This window comes from Microbacterium sp. RURRCA19A (assembly GCF_900156455.1).
Classification (GTDB): domain Bacteria; phylum Actinomycetota; class Actinomycetes; order Actinomycetales; family Microbacteriaceae; genus Microbacterium.
Genome location: NZ_FTNQ01000001.1, coordinates 1,492,552 through 1,514,643 on the forward strand (window position 1 = coordinate 1,492,552; position 22,092 = coordinate 1,514,643).

Annotated in this window: 19 protein-coding genes; 6 read left to right on the forward strand and 13 right to left on the reverse strand. The window is 68.2% G+C overall.

Annotated features, from left to right (window positions below):
• Positions 1-2 precede the first annotated feature (2 nt).
• Together BW982_RS18165 and BW982_RS07230 are read right to left on the reverse strand one after the other, a co-directional pair.
• Positions 3-347 (reverse strand): hypothetical protein, encoded by a 345-nt coding sequence (locus BW982_RS18165; protein WP_175611050.1) that lies wholly within the window; start codon positions 345-347, stop codon positions 3-5.
• Positions 348-589: 242 nt separating this feature from the next.
• Positions 590-1,972, reverse strand: coding sequence for a hypothetical protein (locus BW982_RS07230; protein ID WP_076491349.1), 1,383 nt, complete (start codon positions 1,970-1,972; stop codon positions 590-592).
• A gap of 134 nt (positions 1,973-2,106) precedes the next feature.
• On the opposite strand from BW982_RS07230, the gene BW982_RS07235 reads away from it, so the two are divergent.
• From BW982_RS07235 to lepB, 6 genes are all read left to right on the forward strand, one after another.
• The gene (locus BW982_RS07235) at positions 2,107-3,552 is read left to right on the forward strand and encodes a lipopolysaccharide biosynthesis protein (RefSeq protein WP_076491352.1); all 1,446 of its coding nucleotides are present in this window, start codon (positions 2,107-2,109) and stop codon (positions 3,550-3,552) included.
• The gene (locus BW982_RS07240) at positions 3,552-4,559 is read left to right on the forward strand and encodes a glycosyltransferase (protein ID WP_175611051.1); all 1,008 of its coding nucleotides are present in this window, start codon (positions 3,552-3,554) and stop codon (positions 4,557-4,559) included. The genes BW982_RS07235 and BW982_RS07240 overlap by 1 nt, the downstream gene beginning before the upstream one ends.
• A gap of 95 nt (positions 4,560-4,654) precedes the next feature.
• A complete protein-coding gene (locus BW982_RS07245) occupies positions 4,655-5,410 on the forward strand; it encodes a polysaccharide pyruvyl transferase family protein (RefSeq protein WP_175611052.1) in 756 nt (251 codons plus the stop codon).
• Positions 5,411-5,420: 10 nt separating this feature from the next.
• A complete protein-coding gene (locus BW982_RS18580; RefSeq protein ID WP_076491358.1) occupies positions 5,421-5,942 on the forward strand; it encodes an acyltransferase in 522 nt (173 codons plus the stop codon).
• Between the two features lie 390 nt (positions 5,943-6,332).
• Entirely contained in the window at positions 6,333-7,223 is an 891-nt protein-coding gene (locus BW982_RS07260; protein WP_076491362.1) for a P-loop NTPase family protein, read from the forward strand.
• Positions 7,220-7,939, forward strand: coding sequence for a signal peptidase I (gene lepB, locus BW982_RS07265; protein WP_254845536.1), 720 nt, complete (start codon positions 7,220-7,222; stop codon positions 7,937-7,939). Before BW982_RS07260 ends, lepB begins: the two co-directional genes overlap by 4 nt.
• Before the next feature lie 30 nt (positions 7,940-7,969).
• Here the strand turns inward: lepB and BW982_RS07270 are convergent, their stop codons facing one another.
• The 11 genes from BW982_RS07270 to BW982_RS07320 all read right to left on the reverse strand — a co-directional run bounded on the left by BW982_RS07270 (position 7,970) and on the right by BW982_RS07320 (position 22,083).
• Positions 7,970-9,886, reverse strand: coding sequence for a DUF4012 domain-containing protein (locus BW982_RS07270; RefSeq protein ID WP_076491364.1), 1,917 nt, complete (start codon positions 9,884-9,886; stop codon positions 7,970-7,972).
• Positions 9,887-9,959: 73 nt separating this feature from the next.
• Complete coding sequence (locus BW982_RS07275) at positions 9,960-10,244, reverse strand: hypothetical protein (RefSeq protein ID WP_076491366.1); 285 nt, start codon at positions 10,242-10,244, stop codon at positions 9,960-9,962.
• Positions 10,245-10,332: 88 nt separating this feature from the next.
• A complete protein-coding gene (gene tuf / locus BW982_RS07280; protein WP_058595425.1) occupies positions 10,333-11,526 on the reverse strand; it encodes an elongation factor Tu in 1,194 nt (397 codons plus the stop codon).
• Between the two features lie 160 nt (positions 11,527-11,686).
• The gene (gene fusA, locus BW982_RS07285; RefSeq protein WP_076491368.1) at positions 11,687-13,801 is read right to left on the reverse strand and encodes an elongation factor G; all 2,115 of its coding nucleotides are present in this window, start codon (positions 13,799-13,801) and stop codon (positions 11,687-11,689) included.
• A gap of 87 nt (positions 13,802-13,888) precedes the next feature.
• A complete protein-coding gene (gene rpsG, locus BW982_RS07290; protein ID WP_022878284.1) occupies positions 13,889-14,359 on the reverse strand; it encodes a 30S ribosomal protein S7 in 471 nt (156 codons plus the stop codon).
• Positions 14,360-14,364: 5 nt separating this feature from the next.
• On the reverse strand, positions 14,365-14,733 hold the full coding sequence (gene rpsL / locus BW982_RS07295; protein ID WP_013584051.1) for a 30S ribosomal protein S12: 369 nt from the start codon (positions 14,731-14,733) through the stop codon (positions 14,365-14,367).
• Positions 14,734-15,028: 295 nt separating this feature from the next.
• The gene (locus BW982_RS07300) at positions 15,029-15,781 is read right to left on the reverse strand and encodes a hypothetical protein (RefSeq protein ID WP_076491370.1); all 753 of its coding nucleotides are present in this window, start codon (positions 15,779-15,781) and stop codon (positions 15,029-15,031) included.
• Positions 15,778-17,208 carry a DUF5684 domain-containing protein gene (locus tag BW982_RS07305; RefSeq protein WP_139327343.1) on the reverse strand — a complete coding sequence of 477 codons (1,431 nt, stop codon included), beginning with the start codon at positions 17,206-17,208 and terminating at the stop codon, positions 15,778-15,780. The genes BW982_RS07300 and BW982_RS07305 overlap by 4 nt, the downstream gene beginning before the upstream one ends.
• Complete coding sequence (locus BW982_RS07310) at positions 17,205-19,661, reverse strand: transglutaminase TgpA family protein (protein ID WP_083696591.1); 2,457 nt, start codon at positions 19,659-19,661, stop codon at positions 17,205-17,207. Before BW982_RS07310 ends, BW982_RS07305 begins: the two co-directional genes overlap by 4 nt.
• Positions 19,662-19,696: 35 nt before the next feature.
• Positions 19,697-21,073 (reverse strand): DUF58 domain-containing protein, encoded by a 1,377-nt coding sequence (locus BW982_RS07315; protein ID WP_083696546.1) that lies wholly within the window; start codon positions 21,071-21,073, stop codon positions 19,697-19,699.
• A gap of 44 nt (positions 21,074-21,117) precedes the next feature.
• Positions 21,118-22,083: an AAA family ATPase gene (locus BW982_RS07320; protein ID WP_076491376.1), complete on the reverse strand. Its 966-nt coding sequence runs from the start codon at positions 22,081-22,083 to the stop codon at positions 21,118-21,120.
• Positions 22,084-22,092: the final 9 nt, after the last annotated feature.

The window sequence follows — 22,092 nt, forward strand, 5'->3', positions numbered from 1 at the left end:
ACTCACGCGCAGGGCGTCGTCCACGCCTTGAAAAATCCCAGCGTCTGGTACACGTACTGGTAGATCCAGTCACCGAGTCCGAGCTCCTCGTCGACGCCGATGACCTGCACAGCGCCGTCGTAGCACCGATCGAAGATGTACCGTGCACGCGCAACCTGCGGCGTGAACGTGACGACAACGATGGACGGGTCGTCGGCGCCCTGCCCGAGGGAGTCCGCGAGAAGGACCTCGCCCTTCGTCGTGAAGGGATTTGGCACCAGACAGCGCGCCCGATCGTCCTGGCACGCGGGGTACTCAGACGCCGATTCCGGTCCATCCGAGGAAACGGAGATCACGACCTCGTCCACGATCGCCTGCCTGAGGAGCCGCTCGGCCGCGTGTACACGCGGGGGGTTAGGCGGGCCGAGGACCAGGGCATATTCCGCCTTCTGGGGCTGCGGCTGCGGCGGCCATACGTACACGGGTAGACCAGAGACAACCGACACGATCACCACCCCGAGAAGGACTGATGCGATGCGTTGAAGCTTTCTCGAGAGCGTCCTCCACATCGCCCGACGAGGGGAAGAGACGGAAACCGACACTACGAGACTCACCGGATGGGAAGAGCCAGGCCGTTTCCGATGGCTCCGCCCCGGTGCGGCTCCACTTTCGCTCCGATCGACCACATCAGAGCGCCGACGAGTGGCCACAGAAGCATGGGCGCTCCCTGACCAGTGAAATACGGGGCGATCGCTGACACGACCAGCAGGCAGATCATGAGGATCACCGCGGGTGCGACGGCTCGTCCGAGCACACCTCGCTGGGCCGCCATCATCGTCCCGAGCATGACGAACAGGAACAGAAGCAGCACGACAAGGCCGATCAGTCCGCTCCCGACGAGCGCCTTGATCCATTCTGACTCGGGCGCCGGCCACATGAGCGCCCGAGGCTTGAAGAGCCAGCCTTCGGACTCTTTGTATACGCCCTGGCCCCACCCTGTGAGCGGCCGCTCGAGCCAACTCGGGATGCCCTCGGTATTCCACAGGACGACCCGATAGGCGATCGTCTGCGGCAGCCACCGTAGATCATCGGGGATGTTCGAGGTCGCCGTCGCCTGCTTGTCGAGGCGCTCCGAGATGAGCGTGCCGAACACCGCCCAGGCGACGATACTCCCGACGCCGAGCAGCGCCATAAGGCGCGTGCCGACACCGGCCAGCACGGCCGTGACGATAATCAATGCGATCGCGACGAAGATGGAGGCGAACGTCAAGGTGGAGACGATCCCCGCTGCACTGGAGATGATGGCGGCAAGGGCGAACGCCGAGATCTGACCGGTCGTCTTGCGTCCCAGAATGAGCAGGATGCACGCGCACGCGAGGATAGCGCAGAGATAGGCGCCGAGCGCCGTCCAGTGGCCAATCGTGCTGGTCGCGCGGATGGATGCACCCAGGGCAACGCGGTTGGCGAGGGAACTGCTGGTGGTCTGGTTGAGCAGGAAGTCCATCACGGGCCCGACGCGCGCCAACTGGAGCACCCCGAGGATCGACACGATGATCGACGGCCAGACCAGGCCTGACAGGAACCCAGCGAAGGATTCGACCCCCTGCACCATGAGACGGGCGACGAGATACGCCGCAAAGTAGTAGAGCGCGCCGTACGCGTATCCCGGGCTCGGTGGGTGACCGAGATCCATCGCATCGAAATTCTCGATCGCCACGGCGGACGCGGCGTAGACAATCGCGATGAGGTCGAAGAACCTCAGTCGGTACCCGAGTACCGTTCCCGGCGGACGCAAGAACACGGCGAGGGCGAAGCCCACGAGGAGGAAGAACGTGGACAGGTTCAGCGACCCCACCGACCACGACAGACCGACAGAAGCGGCCGAGAGACCCAAGGCCGAACCGACGACGGCGCTACGCGAGAACTTCCCCGGATCAGCGGGAAAGACCGTGGGCTGCGACTTGCGCGCAGTTCCTAGGTCAACGCTCGTCACGATCCTCCTCTTTCAGCGCTCCATTGATGGTAACTGAGATGAGGTATAGTCACATCACCGTGCCGATCTGGAGTCCACGGTGTCAGGACACTGTCGTCAGAGTTCACCGGCACGAGCGGATCGGGTAATTTCGAATGGGGCTAGCAGATTCCGCCGCCCGCGGTGCATTTGTCACCATCGCGGGTCAGGTTCTGAAATTCCTCACGCAGCTCGCGACTCTGGTCGTTCTCGCGCGACTGCTCACGCCCTCCGATTTCGGCGTGGTCGCAATGGTCACTGCCATCACGGGGGTCGCGCTCGTCATCGGCGATTTCGGCCTGTCCATGGCCGCCATTCAAGCTAAGAACATCACGCCCGGTCAGAAGTCGAACCTGTTTTGGCTCAACGCCGGAATCGGCCTGGCTGCCGGCGCTATTGTCTTTTTCGCGGCAGGAGCGATCGCGGCTTTCTACAACCAGCCCGTTCTCGACGCACTCACAAAGTTCCTCGCCCTCACCTTCGTGATCAATGGCCTGAATACGCAGTTCAAGTCAGAGCTGACGCGGGCGCTCAAATTCAAGCAGCTCGCGATGGTCGACGTATCGGCACAGGCGGCGGGTCTCGTCGTGGCGGTCGTGCTCGCACTCCTGGGCTTCGGGTACTGGGCTCTGGGGTGGCAGCAGGTGACTATCGCCGCATTGACCCTGCTGGTCAGCGCGGTCCTGGCCCGCTGGCTCCCGGGCCTCCCCCGACGGCGGCAGCACATGCGGGAGCTGCTCCACTTCGGCGTGAACACCATGGGCGTTCAGCTCGTGACCTACGTGAGCAACAACGTCGACTCGCTCACTCTCGGACGAGTTGCCGGGCCTGCTGTCGTTGGCCTCTACAGTCGCGCTTTCCAGATGTTCGCGCTGCCCGTGCAGCAGTTGGCTGCGCCGATGACACGCGTCGCTCTGCCAGTGCTTTCGAGGATCGACGACGACGCCCAGTACCGGAGATACGTCGGCGCCGCTCAGCGAGTCCTCTCATATCTGCTGGTGGGCAGCTTTATCTTCCTCGCCGCCGTGGCCAGTCCGCTGTTCTCGATCCTCTTCGGTCCCCAGTGGGGAGGATCAGTGATCCTCTTCCAGATCCTCGCCATCGGAGGGATCTTTCAAGCGCTGGGCTACATCTACTACTGGATCTTTCTTTCCAAGGCCCTCACGTGGTTGCAACTGCGGTACAGCGTGATCGGTCGGGCCGCCCTCATCGCGCTCGTCATCGGCGGCTCGGTCGGCGGCGCTGTCGGCGTGGCATGGGGCTACTCCATCGGTCTCGCCATCATCTGGGCCCTGTATTCCATCTTCGCCATTCGCAAGACCGGTCTCACCGCCCGATTGCTCATCGAGATCGCCGCCTGGCCGATCGGGGTCCACCTCGTCTGCGGTGCCGCGGCGTGGGCCATCGGATGGGCGGGCGCTGATCTCCCCACCATCACTGTGCTGGTCCTGCAGACCGCGGTGTATCTAGGGATGTTCGCGATCTCGTTCGCGGTTCCGCGTGTTCGAAGAGATCTCGCGGAAATCTTCTCGATCGCACAGCGCCTCAGGAGGAGGAAATGATGAGGGCGCAATCCGACCGCATCCGGGTGATGCTGACGACCCATGGCCCCGGAAGGAATCCTTTCATCCCGCAGCTCGTGTCGGGCCTCGAGTCAGCCGGCGCGGAGGCCTCTTACTTCTCCTGGCCCCGCGCGCTGTGGGGAAAAGTGGACGTCATCCACCTTCACTGGGTGGAGGGACTCTTCCTTTTCGACACGGGACTGCGCAAGGTCGCCAAGCGAGCACTCGTCCGCCTCATGCTCCTACGGGCGCGGCTGGCACGGATCCCCATCATCCAGACAGTGCACAACCTGGATCCCCACGACACTCTGGTGCCCGCGGACGCCCGCCTGTTCGACCGCATCATGGAGCAGGTCTCCCTAAATATTTATATGAGCGACGCCCAACCCGACGGCACCCTCATCCCCCACGGTCACTATCGAGACTGGCATGGTCTGGACCCGACGGCCCCACCGGATAGCGGTCCGACTCGCGCGGTGACGGTGGGACAGCTCCGCAAATACAAGAACATCGAAGACGTCGTGACTGCCTTCACCGGGGTGGAAGACGCAGGGTATGAACTCGTCGTCGCGGGCAAAGCGCGCCCGGAAGAATACTCGCGTGAGCTGCGCGACCTCACCGGCGGCCGGGACTCTGTCGTGATTCGCGACGAGTTCCTCTCCGACGACGACATGGTGTCGCTCATCCAGAGCTCGCATCTGGTCGTCCTGCCCTACCCAGAGATCTACAACTCTGGGGTCCTCTTCCTCGCGCTTTCCGTCGGGCGCCCGGTCCTCGTCAGGCAGGGGCCCATCAGCCTCGCGCTCAGGGACGAATTCGGGCCGGAGTGGATCCTGCTTTTCGAGGGTCAGCTCACGGCAAACGACCTGCGGGGTGCCCTCGCCTCCGTCGACCACGGTGGAACTAGCGTCTCCTGGCCCCCGATGACCGGGCGGGACTGGCTCACCATCGGTCGATCCCATGTCGACGTCTACCGACGAGCCCTTAGGGAATTGAGGACCCGATGATCCGGACCGCCCCTGACCTCTTCTCATGGAACCCCCGGCCCTACGTCTTCCAGGGCCGTCTCCGCCGAGTATTTCCGCTGCGGAGAAGGTCGCACGTGAACAACTTCGGCGATCTGCTCGGCCCCGTCGTCGTCGAGCACCTCGCGCGGACCTCCGGTATCGATCTGACAGTGCCGCGCGAACGGGACGACCGCACACTGTTCTCGGTCGGTTCGGTCCTACATTTCGCCGCGGACGGCGACGTCCTGTGGGGAACGGGGCGGAACGGAAAGATCGAGGCTCAACGGCACACGTTCTCCTCGCTCGACGTTCGTGCCGTCCGGGGCCCCCGCACCGCCGCATTCCTGCGCGGAATGGGGATCGCCGCGCCGGAGGTCTACGGCGACCCCGGTCTGCTCGTCCCCGAGGTCTTCCCGCACCTCCGCGCCATCGCGTCGGCCCCGACCCGAGAGATCAGCATCGTCCCGAACCTGCATGATTTCCCGAAGTACGCAAATGTCCCCGGCGTCGTGAATCCGCAATGGGCGCTGTCCACCGTGCTCGAGAACATTGCCACCTCCTCGCTCGTGATCGGGTCGTCGCTGCACGGCATCGTCGTGGCGGAGGCCCTGGGGATCCCCGCACGATTGATCGCCCCGGAACACGAGGACCCGTTCAAGTACCAGGACTACTACGAAGGCACGGGCCGCCGGTCGTTCACACCGGCGCCGGACGTAGCGTCCGCGCTCTCCCTCGGTGGCGAGGTACCGCCGGTGCTCGACCTCGCACCGCTGCGTGGAGCCTTTCCTTCCGATCTGTGGTCCGATGGCAGACCCGCTCCCGACTCGAAGCGCCCGACTACTCACAATTAGGAAGTGCAACATGGCCCGTACTTTTCTTCGTCAGGTCCTCGACAAGGCGGATCTGCTCCTCTCCGGAAAGGAACGCTTCGCACGCCGAAAGGGCGTGACGATCGGTCGTGACTGTCGCATCCTGTCCAACATCGTGACGACGGAGCCCTGGTTGATCACCGTCGGCGACCGCGTCACGATCAGCAGCGAGGTGACGTTCATCACGCACGATGGCTCAGGCTGGCTGGTACGTGACGACCGCGGACGCCGCTACCGCTACGCTCCGATCACGCTCGGCTCGGATGTCTTCATCGGAGCCGGAGTCACGATCATGCCCGGCGTGAGCATCGGGGACCACGTCGTCGTCGGCGCCGGGTCAGTTGTTACAAAGAACGTACCGGCCGGCACCGTCGTCGCCGGCGTGCCCGCTCGCGCGGTTTCTACGTGGGATGACTTTGAGCGCAAGGTGAGGGCGTGGCCGTCTGCGTCTGATATGCACGGCACTACGTACCGGGAGCGCGTGGACTCTATCGTGGAGCCTCCCACAGCCTGACCGGATGGCCGAGCCTTCGGCAGATCGCAGAGAGACAGTAATCCCGCGCGCCGCTCGCCTTGTGGGGACACGACATCACCAGCGCGCCGTTGGCGCGGATGGGGGCGAAGCCAACAGGCGTTGTTCCTAGGCTGTCCAGGCCGTAGGCCCGATGACGGGGAATCCGACCCACTTCACCGCGGAGCCACGGGGAAGTGGGTAGTGGTGACGTCGATCACGGAGCGAATCAACTTTTCGACGGTCGACGCGTTGGGCGTGCCGGTACGCATAGTCCACGCGGGGCCCCGGACTCCCGCTCTGCCCTGGCGCATCAGCGCCGCCTGGCGGGACTGCCTCCCCTCAGGGCCCTCCGCGCCAGCGGTCCGCACAGTCTCGGTCTCGTGCGAAACGATGGAGGAAGAGGATCGGGCACTGTCTCAGCTTTCGACGGATGTCACCCTCGCGGCGCTCGACGCCGTCCGCGGCTCGCGCCTCCTCCTGCACGCCGCCGGTATCGCCGCCCCCGACGGACGAGTGTTCGCTTTCGTCGGGCCGTCCGGCCGCGGGAAGACGACCGCGGCACGACACCTCGGAACCCATTTCGGTTACGTCAGCGACGAGAGCGTCGCCGTGGATGCCGCTTTGACGGTGTGGCCGTACCGCAAGCCGCTGTCGGTGATCGTGGACGGCAGGCCCGTGAAAGAACAGATCGCCCCGAGCGACCTCGGACTCCTCCCCCTTCCGCCCGTGCCACTGAGGCTGGTGGGCATCACCCTCCTGGAGCGCGATCCCGATGCAGTCGAGTCCGGCGCCGCCGCGGTCGACCTCATCGATGCGATCTGCGAGATGACCCCGCAGATCAGCTACTTGGCCGAGCTCCCGTCACCGCTGCAGTACGTGGCCCGGATCATCGATCGGATCGGGGCGGTCACTCGGCTGATCTACCGGGATGCCGTCGAACTCCCCGCCGTGGTGAGCGACATGTTCGCAGCCCCGCCGCCGCCGGTTCAGCCCTGGTCGGTCGCACCCGACGCGGCAACGTCGGGGCCCTGGCGTTGTTCCGTGGTCGAGGACGCCATCCTCGTCGAGGGTCGCGCGTGCATTCTGCGCGAAGGGGTCGTCACCGCGCTCGACCATCGCGGCTGCCTCGTCTGGACGATGTGCCGCCGCGGTGCGCACACGCGGGAGATCGTCGACGCGGCGGTCGCCGCGTTCGGGGAGCCCGCGGGAGGCGACGCCGCCGCACTGATCGAGCAGACGATCGAAGAGCTGATCGCCCACGGGCTGCTCGAACGGGCATGACGATGTCGACACCGGCGACCACGCGGCCCAGCCGTTGGCGACGGCTCCGCCGCTCACCGTTGACGCATCTCCTGCTCGCGCTCGTCCTCCTCGCTCTCGTACAAGGGTTCCTGGTCAAGCCGTTCCAGGTCCCGTCGGAGTCGATGGCCCCCACGCTCGAGACGGGGGACCGTCTGCTGGCCAGTCGCATCGCGTACGCCGTCTCCGGGCCCGGCGCGGGCGACGTCGCCGTGTTCGCGCGACCGGACGATTGGGCTCCTCGACCCGATCGCGGCGCGCTGCGGACCGCTGTGGGCTGGGTCGGTGACATCGTCGGATTCGGTCCGAGCAATCAGGACGCCCTCGTCAAACGCATCATCGGCGAACCGGGAACGACCGTCCGCTGCTGTTCCGACACGGGCCGGGTCGAGGTGGACGGCGTTCCCCTCACCGAGGGTTACGTCGTCGACGACCTCCCCTTCACCCCGGGGGCGAATGACTGTTCGACGTCTCCGGCATCCGCTCGATGCTTCGGGCCGATCACGGTCCCCGCGGACGAGTATCTCGTCCTCGGCGACAATCGCGCGAATTCCGCCGACTCGGTGATCGCTTGCCGCGGGGCGTCCCCCCCGGCGGTCGATTGTGCGAGATTCGTTCCCCGGGCCGACATCATCGGCAAGGTCGTCACGATCGTCTGGCCGTTCGAGCGGATCCGGCTGCTCATCGACGGAGGCTGACCGGGTCTGCGCCCGCGCTGGACCCGATTGTCACCCCGCCGGCGCGAAAAGCGCGTCGCAGGACGGGTCGACCGTGACCGGAGTGTCCGAGGCCGTCGGCGTGTGCCGCAGTTGCAACGGGCCGAGCGGCCCGTCGGGCAGCTTCACCGTCGACGAGACCGTCCGCGATCCGCCTTGTGGGACCACCACGAGCCGGCTGAGCCCGCTGTTGCCGTTCTGTGACCCCGAACGGTCGAATCCGGACTCCTCGCTCGTCGCAGGGTCGGTCGAGACGATTTGGCCGCCGGGGGGCGCGAAGAACACGACGTCCAACATCATCGACGTCGACGGAAGTCCGAACCTGCCATTGCGCGCACCCAGCGTGTACTTGCTCTTGATGCTGTCCGGGATCGAGTTCGTCAGGGTCGTCGTCGTGGTGATCGTCCGGGCAGACGCGTCGCACGTCGCCGCGACGGACTGCGCCAAGTGATACTCCAGCTTGCCGACGGAGTAGTCGTTGAGGTAGGTGCCCACCTGGGTGGCCGTGGTGTTGTCGGAGCGCAGAGCGCCGTCCAGCCCGAGCTCGGTCGAGAGACGCTGCGCGGCCTCGTCGGTGAACGAGAGAAGGAGCCGCTGCTCACCGGCGGACTGCGTCAGGGCGTCGAGCATCTTCGCCGGGTCCCACTTGCCGGACGTGAGGTGGGAGAAGACCGCGCGCGAGACCTCGGAGAAGAACCTGTCGGAGTCCGCCCCGTTCGGGAACCGCTCGTAAGCGTCGCTCAGGAGCAGCTTGACGGCATTTTCCGAGGTGATCTGCTCACCCGCGACATCGACCGGTCCCGCGACGGCCAGCATGTGCGACAGGACGACCGGGTCGATGGAGATGACGCCGTCGAAACGTTCGCCGTTGGTGCGCGTCCACAGATCCTGGAACAGCTGGACCGTCGTCGGGAAGTTCGGCGTCATCGTGTAGTCCTGCGAATACCGCGCGAACGTGGACGGATACAGCGCCAGCGTGTCGCCGGGGATGTCGCTGAACTGCTCGCCCGCCGTCCCCTCCTCGTAGAAGGTCGCCGAGCTGGCCTGGTCGAGCAGCTCGAACTTGCCCTGGTCGACCTTCATGATGATGCTCGCGGCCGGGTTCCCCCCGGTCGCCCTGATTTCCGCATTGTTCTGGAAGATGATCAGGTACGTCTTGCTCCCCTCGCCACCGGCCATGCTCAGCAGCGTCGGAAGGTACCGGTTGACGACGTCGAGGGTGGGCGCCGTTCGATCGATGACATCGCGGATCTCGCTCACCGGTCCTGCGACGGCATCCATCAGCTGGTCGGACTGGATGCCGTCCGTCTCGGCCTTCGCGGCCGTGAAGGCCTGCGACACCACCGGGATCGACGCCTGCGCCTGCTGCAGGGGCTGCAGATCGAAACCGCCCCCCTCGAGCGCGAGCTTCTTGATGTCGAGGTCGGCGATCATCTGCATCCCGGGCGGCAGGGCGTCACGCACCAGGATGTCCACGGCGCGCGTCACACGCGAGACGGCGTCGATGTTGGCCCCCACGACGGGGATGTCGGCCGCCGTCTGCCAGAGCGGACTCTGCACCGTCTGCGCGGCGCGCGCCGTGCGCTCGCTCACATCGTCGGCTGCGGCCTGCAGACCCGCCTCGTCCTTCGCCTCGACGAGCGAGCCGAGACGCCCCAGCGTGGCCTTCGCGGCCAGAAGATCGTCGCGGACCTCTACCGCCTGCACGGCCAGCGTCGCCCCCAGGATGCCGGCGACCGCCGCCGCTCCGCCGATCAGCCCCACCGCACCGCCCACGACCCATGGCCAGACCCGGCGCCGCCGCGGCGCCGAGGCCACGGGATCGATTACCTCGGTGTCGGCGGGAGACCCGTCCAGGGAAACGGCGTCCTCGGCACCCGTCCCGGTCGTCGCGCGGTCTCGGTTGTGGCGGCGGAGGTTGTCACCCATGGGGGAATCCTAGGTCAGACCGTCTGAGCGCCCCCTGCCCGATTCACCCGCCGATGCGGACGGGCAGCGACACTCACACGAACAGCGGCGCGACCGCGAATCCCACGGCCACGAGCAGCGAACCGACACCGCCGATGATCGGCAACGCCGTCGCACCGACCCGGCGGCCCGTGACATATCCGACCACCGCCACGAGGACGCCCACCGCGGCGACCGCGAGCCCCACGACCGCGGCCCGTTCGATCAGACCGGACCAATCGTTCCGCAGCAGCAGCAGCGCACCCAGCGCCGGAACCGTCACCGCAGCGATCGCGAGAAGGAGGGAGACGACGCCGAGGGTACGCGAGAGCGGCTTCACGCGAGCGACTCTACCGGGGGCGTCGCCCCGGGAACGACGAAGGGCCGGGCCCGAAGGCCCGGCCCTTGCCGGTCAGTCCGTGGAGGACTTACTTGAGGATCTTGGTGACGGTACCGGCACCGACGGTGCGGCCACCCTCACGGATCGCGTAGCCGAGGCCCTCTTCCATGGCGATCGGCTGGATGAGCTCGACCGACATCTCGGTGGTGTCACCGGGCATGACCATCTCGGTGCCCTCGGGCAGCGTGATGACGCCGGTCACGTCCGTGGTGCGGAAGTAGAACTGCGGGCGGTAGTTCGTGAAGAACGGGTTGTGGCGGCCGCCCTCTTCCTTGGACAGGATGTACGCCGTGCCCTCGAAGTTGGTGTGCGGGGTGACCGAACCGGGCTTCACGACGACCTGGCCGCGCTCGACGTCGTCACGCTTGGTGCCGCGCAGGAGCAGACCACAGTTCTCGCCGGCCCAGGCCTCGTCGAGCTGCTTGTGGAACATCTCGATACCCGTGACCGTGGTCTTCTGCGTCGGGCGGATGCCGACGATCTCGACCTCGGAGTTGATCGCGAGGGTGCCGCGCTCGGCGCGACCCGTGACGACCGTTCCACGACCGGTGATGGTGAAGACGTCCTCGATGGGCATGAGGAACGGCTTGTCCTTGTCACGCACCGGGTCGGGGATGGACTCGTCGACGGCCTCCATGAGCTCGACGATCGAGTTGACCCACTGCTCGTCGCCCTCGAGAGCCTTGAGGCCCGAGACGCGCACGACGGGGGCGTTGTCGCCGTCGAAGTCCTGCGAGGAGAGGAGCTCGCGAACCTCGAGCTCGACGAGCTCAAGGATCTCCTCGTCGTCGACCATGTCGCTCTTGTTCAGCGCGACGAGCAGGTAGGGCACGCCGACCTGCTTGGCGAGCAGAACGTGCTCACGGGTCTGAGCCATCGGGCCGTCGGTGGCGGCGACCACGAGGATCGCGCCGTCCATCTGAGCGGCACCGGTGATCATGTTCTTGATGTAGTCGGCGTGACCGGGCGCGTCGACGTGAGCGTAGTGACGCTTCGGGGTCTCGTACTCGACGTGCGAGATGTTGATGGTGATACCGCGCTGACGCTCTTCCGGCGCCGAGTCGATCGACGCGAAGTCACGCTGGACGTTGGTGGCCGACGGGAACTTGTCGGCGAGCACCTTCGAGATGGCAGCGGTGAGCGTGGTCTTGCCGTGGTCGACGTGACCGATCGTTCCGATGTTCACGTGCGGCTTGGTCCGCTCGAACTTGGCCTTAGCCACTGGGTCCTCCTCAGGACGTTCAATGCAGAGTGACGGGCGCTGGATTGCGACCGGTTCTCTACGGGGATGGTTCTCAGGTTACTAGAGAGTCGGTATTGAGTTTGAGCGGATGCCGGGAACCCGGCCGGGGCGCGGGCCCCCGGCATCCACGAGGGCGGTGTTACTCGCCCTTGTTCTTCTGGACGATCTCGTCGGCGACGGCCTTCGGCACGTCGGCGTAGCTGTCGAACTCCATCGAGTAGACGGCGCGACCCGAGGTCTTCGAGCGCAGGTCACCGATGTAGCCGAACATCTCCGACAGCGGGACGTTGGCGCGGACGACCTTCACGCCGGCCGCGTCCTCCATCGACTGGATCTGGCCACGACGCGAGTTCAGGTCGCCGATGACGTCGCCCATGTACTCCTCGGGGGTACGCACCTCGACGGCCATGATCGGCTCGAGGATGGTGGGGTTCGCCTTGCGGACCGCCTCCTTGAAGCCCATGGATCCGGCGATCTTGAACGCCATTTCCGACGAGTCGACATCGTGCGAGGCACCGTCGAGCAGGATCGCCTTGACGCCCACCATGGGGTAGCCGGCGAGCACGCCGACGTTCATGGCGTCCTGGAAGCCCTGGTCGGTCGGCGCGATGTACTCGCGCGGGATACGACCACCGGTGACCTTGTTCTCGAACTCGTAGGTCTTGTCGGCCGTGACCTCGAGGGGCTCGAGCGCGAACTGGATCTTCGCGAACTGACCCGAACCACCGGTCTGCTTCTTGTGGGTGTAGTCGTGACGGTCGACCGCCTTGCGGATGGTCTCGCGGTACGCCACCTGGGGCTTTCCGACGTTGGCCTCGACCTTGAACTCGCGCTTCATGCGGTCCACGAGGATGTCGAGGTGCAGCTCGCCCATGCCCTTGATGACGGTCTGACCGGTCTCCGAGTTCTGCTCGACGCGGAACGTCGGGTCTTCCTCGGCGAGCTTCTGGATGGCGACACCCAGCTTCTCCTGGTCGGCCTTGGTCTTGGGCTCGATCGCGACCTCGATGACCGGCTCCGGGAACGTCATCGACTCGAGGACGACCTGGTTCGACGGGTCGCTCAGGGTGTCACCGGTCGTGGTGTCCTTCAGGCCGATGACGGCGTAGATGTGACCGGCGGTCACGGAGTCGACCGGCATCTCCTTGTTGGCGTGCATCTGGAAGATCTTCCCGATGCGCTCCTTCTTGCCCTTGGTCGCGTTGACGACCTGGGCACCCGAGTCGAGGTGACCCGAGTAGACGCGGATGTAGGTGAGGCGACCGAAGAACGGGTGCGTCACGATCTTGAACGCCAGGGCCGCGAAGGGCTCCTCGCGGTCGGCGTGGCGCTCGATGACGACCTCTTCGTCCTTGGGGTCGTGGGCCTCGATGGCCGGCACGTCCAGGGGCGAGGGGAGGTAGTCGACGACCGCGTCGAGCATCGGCTGCACACCGCGGTTCTTGAACGCCGAACCGCAGAGAACGGGGTAGAGCTCGGACGAGATCGTCAGCTTGCGGATCGCACCCTTGATCTCGGCGACCGTGAGCTCCTCGCCACCGAAGTACTTCTCGAGAAGCACGTCGTCGGACTCGGCGACGGTCTCGAGCAGCTTGTGACGGTACTCGGCGGCCTTGTCGGCGAGGTCGGCCGGGATCTCCTGGATCTCGTACTTGGCGCCCATGGTCACGTCACCCTTGGCGTCACCCGGCCACACCAGTGCGCGCATCTCGACGAGGTCGATGACGCCGACGAAGTCGTTCTCGGCACCGATGGGGAGCTGGATGACGAGGGGCTTGGCCTTCAGGCGGTTCACGATCGTGTCGACCGTGAAGTAGAAGTCGGCGCCCAGCTTGTCCATCTTGTTGACGAAGCAGATACGGGGGACGTCGTACTTGTCGGCCTGACGCCACACCGTCTCGGACTGGGGCTCGACGCCCTCCTTGCCGTCGAAGACGGCGACGGCACCGTCGAGCACGCGCAGCGAACGCTCGACCTCGACCGTGAAGTCGACGTGTCCGGGGGTGTCGATGATGTTGATCTGGTTCTTGTCCCAGAAGCAGGTGACGGCGGCGGAGGTGATCGTGATGCCACGCTCCTGCTCCTGCTCCATCCAGTCGGTGGTGGCGGCACCGTCGTGCGTCTCACCGATCTTGTGGTTGACGCCCGTGTAGAACAGGATGCGCTCGGTCGTCGTCGTCTTGCCGGCATCGATGTGCGCCATGATGCCGATGTTGCGGACCTTGTGGAGGTCGGTGAGCACGTCTTGTGCCACGGGTGTCTTCCTTACCTGTTGGGAGGTTGATGCCGGGCCCATCGGAGGGTCCGCGACCGGGGTTCGATCGCGGACCCTCCGCGGGATTTACCAGCGGTAGTGCGCGAAGGCGCGGTTCGACTCGGCCATCTTGTGGGTGTCCTCGCGGCGCTTGACCGCGGCACCGAGGCCGTTCGAGGCGTCGAGGATCTCGTTCTGCAGACGCTCGGTCATCGTCTTCTCACGACGACCCTTGGCGTAGCTCACGAGCCAACGCAGCGCGAGGGTGTTCGCGCGGTGCGGCTTGACCTCGACCGGAACCTGGTAGGTCGAGCCACCGACGCGGCGGCTCTTGACCTCGAGGGTGGGGCGCACGTTGTCGAGCGCCTTCTTGAGGGTGGCGACGGCATCCTGGCTGTTCTTCGCCTCGACGCCACGGAGGGCGTCGTAGACGATCGACTCGGCCAGCGACTTCTTGCCGTCGACGAGGATCTTGTTGACCAGCTGCGTGACGACGGGAGCGCCGTACACCGGGTCGTTGACGACGGGACGCTTCGGGGCGGGACCCTTACGAGGCATGGTTCTCAGCCCTTCTTCGCGCCGTAGCGGCTACGAGCCTGCTTACGGTTCTTGACAGCCTGGGTGTCGAGCGCACCGCGGACGATCTTGTAACGGACACCGGGGAGGTCCTTCACACGACCACCGCGGACGAGCACGAGCGAGTGCTCCTGGAGGTTGTGGCCCTCACCGGGGATGTAGGCCGTGACCTCGGTGCCGTTGCGCAGCTTCACGCGGGCGACCTTGCGCATCGCCGAGTTCGGCTTCTTGGGGGTCGTCGTGTACACGCGGGTGCACACGCCGGCCTGCTGGGGGTTCGACTTCAGCGCGGGAGCCTTGGTCTTCGAGACCTTCGGCGAGCGGCCCTTGCGAACCAACTGCTGAATGGTTGGCACGTTCTCTCCTTGTTTGTGCTGCACGGTGACAGCGTCGTGTCTCCCCCGACTCGGCACGGATCTTGCGATTCGTGACGTGTCGGGCTCACGTGTGATCCGCCGCGCGCCAGAATGATCGGGCGCGATTGTGGTGGATATGCCGTGGGGGTGACCTGTTCGCAGGCCCTTCCCTGAGATGGTGCGAGCGTTGTTCCGTGTAGCAGGCCCGAAGGCATGACGCACGGCGCGCGTGAACGCACACCCGCTCAATGATACGCGTCCGGGAGGGTGCGGGCAAACGTGCGCTGCGCGATGCTCAGCCCATCAGCAGGAACAACGCGATCGCCGCCCCGGCGACCACCACGAGGACCGCGGCGGCGAGGATCACGCCACGGATCCGAGCCCTTCGCGCCGTGCGCGGCCGCACCACGGCGGCATCCGGTGCGTCGATCGGACGAGAGGGCGGGACGGCACGGGTGACGCGGATCGCCTCGTCCGCACGGGGGCGGTACAGGGCGTGATCGGCGCCGGGCACGCGCGCCTGACGGGGCGCCGGCACGGGATCGCCGGAGGGGATCTCGGGCGCCTCGAGGCGCCCGCGGGAGCGGTCACGCCGCGTGCCCGCGGCGGTGTCACCGGTGCGGGCCTCGTCGTCGACGTCCACGGGGGCGGCCGGTGAGGAGCCGTCGCCGCGCCGCCGACCGGGGGCGGTGGCCTCGTCGACCGGCGGAGCATCCGCGGGCTCGGACCGATCTCGCGCCACCCGGACGGTCTCGTCAGCAGGGGCGTCCGCCGGTCCGGGTCCGCGGTCGACGTCCGGCCGATCGTGCCGCACACGGACCGTGTCGTCGGTCGGATTCTCGCGCTCCACGCGGACGGTGTCGTCGACCGGAGCATCGCGGACGACGCGGACCGTGTCGTCCGCGACCGCGGGCCGGGACGAGATCGCGGTGTCGCCGTCGATGTCGTCCGTGTCCTCGGGGGCGGGCGGGGTCGGCCACGCGCGCAGCCGACCCGCCCAGAGGGTGACCTCGTCCGGATCGTCGGGGACGTCGTAGGGCCCGCTCACGGTTCCCTCCTCGTCAGGCGCACCTCCGCGTCGCCGAGGAAGAACCGCTCGCCCGCCTCGATCTCCTCGCCGGGAGGCGCCTCGACCTCGGTGCCCATGAGCGTGGCGAACAGCACGCCGTTGGTCGAGTCGAGGTCGGTGACGAACCAGGTCTCACCTCGCAGCTGAAGGCGCGCATGCGTCTTCGAGACGGTGCGGGTCTCGTCGGCGATCGGCACGAGTTGCGCGTCGGGGTGGGTCGCGTCCGGGCTGGGTCGACGTCCCAGGATCACCACGTCGGAGGTCAGGTCGATCGGGACACCGTTCGGCGGAACCAGAGCCCACGGGATCCGACGGCGCCGGGTCACCACCGTGCGGTCGAGGGCGTCGAAGTCGGCGTCGTCGGGCTCCGCGGGGAACTCCGGCTGCGTGTACAGCGCCGACACCGACGTGCGCGCCGATCTCGGTGCCCCCGCGTGGGGGGCGTCCGGGACGGCGGACACCGCCTCCGAGAGCTCGGGGAACTCCTCGCCCGGCCCCCCGTCCGTCGGCGCGGGCACGGCGGATACGGGGACGTCGACCGGAGCCGGGCGAGTGAGCGGCTCGTCCGCGACCGCGTCGGTCTCGACGGCCGCGGCCGTCGGAGCGCGCCACGGCTCGGGGTCGCCCGACCGACCTTCGACGGATCCGTCCTGTCCCTCGGCCGGTGCGCGCAGAGCCGCGAGCGCCTCGGACACCGAGGCGCGGGCGTCCTCGGGATCCTGGGCCCGCGGGACGTCCGACGACTCGGCCTCGGCGGCCGGCGGCGCGAACGCGGGTACCCCGGGGAGCGTCGGAGGCGTCCAGTCGGTGGGCGGCGGCGCATCGGCGAGCGACGGGGAGACGGCGGAGAACGGCAGCGCGATCGGCTCGGACACCGGCTGCGCGACCGGCGCGTCCTCTCGCTCCGCGGCATCCGCGGTCGCCTGAGGTTCCGGCGTCCATCCGCCCACGAGCGGGACGTAGGGACCGGCGAAGTCCTGGCCGCGACGCACCGGGGCGGAGTTCTCGTCGACGCCACCGGACCGGCGCACCCCCGGGGCCGCCCCCGTCCACCGCGCGGAGCCGAATCCCAGGATGCTCGCCCACACCACGGTCAGAAGCGCCCCGAGGACGGTCATCCCCGCGCCGCGGTCGAAACCACGGTTGACGCGATGCACCGCCACGATGAAGACCACCGCGAACGCCAGCGCACCGAAGAACGGGATGAGGATCAGCAGGACGAGCCACGGCGAGAACCCGCCGAGCTTCAGCACCGCCCCCAGGTTGACGAACGGCACCCACGCCTTCCACGTCGACTCCCCCGTCTTCGCGAAGACGGCGGCCAGAGCCAGCGAGTACCAGACGTACAGGATCACGAAGAGGAGCAGCGTCAGCGCCCCCAGGATCACACCCGTGGAATCATTCATCTCGTCTCGCGCCGCCCGGCGGGCGGGCGCTTCCCCCTCTCGTCGCGGTGCGGCGGCCGTCGGCGCATGGGGCTCGGGGCGAAGAACCGCAGGAACGATCTCAACGATACGGCCGCGCGGACGCGGCGCCACCAGCCGCGCTGACGCGTCAGCACGCGACGATCCTCCTCGACGATGCGCCAGAAGTCCTCCGCCTCGTCGGCGGTCACGGTGCGCGACGAGAAGACGGCCCGGTCCGCCTCATCGGCGAGGCGCAGCCCCGACGGGGTGGCGAAGGCTTCGGCCACCTCGCGGCGGGTCGAGGACCGTCGCGGATCGCGGCCGGCATCCACTCCGGCATCCACGTATTCGTCCCAGCCGCCGGAGATCGACACCCGCGGATCCGGGTCGCGGCGACGGCTGCGACGCCGTACGGCCTTGGCCACCACGACGGCGAGGAAGGGACCGAACAGGACGAGAACGACCAGGAGCCCGATCCCGGTGATCCGCAGGATCGGCCACAACCACGCGAGATCGAGCCCGTCGTCGTCCTTGGCGTCGTCGGTGAGGGCGTTGTCCTCCTGCACCGGGTCGGGAGGAACGACCTCGTCGACGGTGTCGGGGCGCACCTCGGTGACGTTCTCGGGGTCGCGCTGCTGCGTCACCTCGAGGCTGGGGGACAGTTCCCACTGCGGGGTCACGTCGATCGCCGCCCACCGCCCGTCGACGTCGCGCACCTCGGTCCACGCACTCAGGTCGCGTGCACGGCACTCGCCGGACTCGCACGTCGCCACCCCGGGATCGCTCGAGCTCAGCCGCGTGCCGACCACGACGCGCGCGGGAAAGCCGAGCTCTCCTGCGATGAGCGCAACGGCCACGGCGAACTGCTCGTCGTCCCCGACCGCGGCGACGTAGTTGCCGGTCGACTGCGCGCGCGGATCGTCCTCGCGTTCGAGGAGTCGCTGGAACATCGTCTCGATACGGGCCAGCGAGTGCCCCGACGCGCTGGGCTGCAACTGGTAGCCGGCGAGGTCCGTCGTCCATTTCGGCAGCGGTGCGCCCGCGGCGGGAGCGAGCCCGTGGCTCAGATAGCCGCGATCGCGGAGGAGGCGGACCAGCGCCACCAGATCCGACCCCGAATCGCCCGTGGCGTGCTCGTCGACCCATCGCCGGAGGTTCTCGCCCCCGGTGACGCCACCGTCGACCCCGGATGCCGTGAACGTCGCGGGATCGACGTCGGTGGGCTCCACCGCGGAGATCTCGTACGCGTCGCCCGGGAGCAGCCCTCCGTCGGCGATCTGCACACCGGCCTCGGCATCCGCGCTGTAGTAGAAGCGGTCGGCGAGTGCGTTGCGGCGGTCACCCTCGAACGTCGCCGAGACGAGTCCCCCGGCGGTCGGCATCCAGATCCCGCCGAGGTCGTCGATCCGGATGTCGGCCTCCACCGCACGGCCGGCGCCGGCCGGCAGGCTCGCCGGAACCCGCACGAATGCGCCCTGCCGCGACCCGGAGGATCGATAGACCTCACCGTCGTACATGTCCAGGGTCGCCACCCGGATGCGCTCGGGCGCGGTGCCGGTGCTGTCGACGCGGAACAGCACGTCCTCGTCGCGGGCGTCGGAGAACATCGCCCGGTACTCCGACAGCGGGCTCACGGCCTCGGCGATCTGCCGCTCGGGCCCCGCCGCCGATCGCAGCACGCGGCGATCGGCATCCCGCGCCGCCCAGGGCACGACCGCCACCGCGGCCACGACGGCGACGACGACCATCCCCGCGCCCAGTACCGCACGCCGCCGATCGGTGCGCGACCGGCGGCGAGGCTGCGCGACCGCACCGCTCTCACTCGCACGGCGGAGCGCGCGCACGCGCTCGTCGCGCGTGCGCCACGCGAGCCACAGCACCGCCGAGAGGACGGCCGCCACTCCGACACCCGTCTCGACGGGCGCCGCGAGCGACAGCGGACCGATCGTCAGGGGGGCACTCGTCGACGTGCGGCCGAAGAACAGTCCGAATCCGCTCATCGCGAGGCCGCTCACGACGGCGAACGGGGCGAGCCGATCGGCGCGGAGCGCGAGCCCGAGGGTCGCCGCCGTCCCCACCAGGAAGACCAGGAGGGCCGGCACCAGCAGGTTGCGGTAGTCGCCGACCGGAAGTTCGACGGTGACGAGGTCCTTCCATCCCAGCACGACGCCGGCGAACGCCTCGCCGAGCCCGCGGAGGATCTCGAGGGGGCCGCCCAGACGCGACGGCACGGCGAGCGGCACCGCGAGCACGGTGAACGCCCCGGCGATCAGGGCGGCGGTGGCCCATCCGCCCCACCGGCGCCACGCACTCAGCCCCACGAGCCCGACCGACACCGGTACCGCGACCACCACAAGGACGATCAGCGAGGGCGAGGCGTACACCGGCCACGCCGCGACGGTCGCGAGGACGGCGGACACGGCCGTGAACACCACGGCTGCGAGGACGCGCACGCGTCGGGCCGGATCAACGCGGCGCGTCGGCGCGCTCACGAGGTCGCCCCCCGCACGAGGAGCCCCGCGAGATCGTCGAGCGTCCCGATCGTCAGGACCGTGAGCCCCGCAATGCTGCGCATGCGCGGGTGTGCCCGTTCGTCGCACACGACGGCGGCGACCGCGGTGTCGGCGGGGAAGGCGAGTGCCGCCTGGCGCAGCCGCCCGACGGACACGGCCGAGCCGACGACCACGAAGGCGATGGACAGTCTCTCGTTCGCCTCGGATGCCAGTCGGCAGACGTCCTCGACCGGCATCGTGTTCTCGTGGTGGGCGATCGCGCTGAAACCGTCGAGCATCGCGCGCGGCGTCACCGTGGGGACATGTCGGATGGCGCGCAGACGCCCCTGCACGACCCGCGGGATCTCGGTCCCGGTCACCACGTCGATGTCCCGCGCGTCGCGGACGGCGCGCAGGCCCAGCGAGGCGGCGGCCGAGACGGCCAGCTCGTACTCGTCGGCATCCGCGTACTCCTGCGTGGCCGCGGCGAGCACGACCGCCATCCGCGAGCGGCGCGACTCCTCGTACTGGCGCACCATCAATCGGCCCGTCTTGGCCGTCGACTTCCAGTGCACCTGGCGCCGGGAATCGCCGGGAACGTATTCGCGGATCGCGTGGAACGACATGTCGGCATCGACGAGCCGCCGGGTGGCGTTGCCCTCGAGGTCGCGGATCAGGCCGGCACTCGTGGAGGGAAGCCCCACGGTGCGCGGGTGCACGTGGAGATCGTGCACGTCGTCGAACGCGTGCTCGCGGCGCAGCAGACCCACCGGGTCGCTGCGCACCGTCGTGACGGGGCCGATGCGCACCACCCCGCGGGGAAGCGGCGGGATCTCCAGCGGTTCGGTCACGCCGTGCCCGGGCCGCAGCAGGGGGACGGCGAACTCGACCAGCCCCCGACCGACAGGGATGTCCAGACGTCCGGGGAGCGCCGGTCTTCCGCTGTCGTTCCGCACCGCGATCTCACCCGTCACGCCCTGCCCGGCGACGACCCGCTCGTGGGTGAGGGAGAGGTCGACGTCGTACGCGCGCGCCCCGAAGAGGAACGGGACGCTCATCAGCAGAAGCAGCAGCGCGACGGACCCGGCGACCATCCACTCCACCCAGCCGAAGACGAGGCCCAGCGCCAGACCCGCGGTCGCCGCGACCGCCACGACGGCGCCCGCCGGGCGCACCGTGCGACCCGCCCATCGCACGGCCGTCGCCCCGGCATCCACGACCGTGCGCCACACCTCGGCGGCGCGGACGGCCGCGCGCACCAGCCGACGGGTGCGACGGGTCGACGTGGAGGTGATCGAGGTGCGCGAGCCCGTGCCGATCGTGCCGGCGGACGTACGCGTCAGCCGCGATTCGGTCAGGTTCACGTCGGGCACGACGTCACCCCTCGCGGGCGGAGGAACGGGCGCGGGCGCACGGGTCAGGCGCTCTCGCGCTGCGTCGGGGGCACCGTGTCCAGGAGCACCTGCCCGACGACGGCCTCCTGCGTCACACCGTCGAACTCCGCCTCGGGGTGCAGGATCAGGCGGTGCGAGAGCACGGCCACGGCGAGTGCCTTCACGTCGTCCGGGGTGGCGTACGTCCGCCCCTGGGCCGCCGCGCGCGCCCGGGTCGCCCGCGTCAGCGCGAGCGCGCCGCGGATGCTGACCCCGAGGCGGACCTCGTCGGCCGAGCGGGTGGCATCCACGATCCGCGCGATGTAGTCGAGCACGAGCGCGTCGACGTAGACGCTCGCGGCGAGATCGGCCATGCCGACGAGGGCCTGCGGGGTGATGATCGGGCGCAGATCCGCGGTCGCGACGGGAGCGCCGTCCAGGATGCGGACCGTGGCGGCGTGGTCGGGGTAGCCGAGCGAGGTGCGCAGCAGGAAACGGTCGAGCTGCGCCTCGGGGAGCCGGTACGTGCCCGCCTGCTCGACGGGGTTCTGGGTGGCGAGCACCAGGAACGGCACGCCCACTTCGCGCGAGACGCCGTCGATCGTGACCCGACCCTCCTCCATGACCTCGAGCAGCGCGGACTGCGTCTTCGGGCTCGCGCGGTTGATCTCATCGGCCAGGACGATGTTCGCGAAGATCGGGCCCGCGTGGAACTCGAACGTGCCCGTCTTCTGGTCGTACACCGTGATGCCGGTGATGTCGCCCGGCAGCAGGTCGGGGGTGAACTGGATGCGGGTGTTCGTGCCCTGCACGGACTGCGCGACGGCGCGGGCGAGCGAGGTCTTGCCCGTTCCCGGGACGTCCTCGAGCAGCACGTGCCCGTCGCTGAGCATCGCCGTGAGCACGAGCTCGACGACATGCCGCTTGCCGAGCACGGCGCGCTCGACGTTGTCGGCGATCTGCGCGAAGGTCTGGGCGTACCAGGTCGCCTGTTCCTGGGTGATCGTCATGGCGGTGCG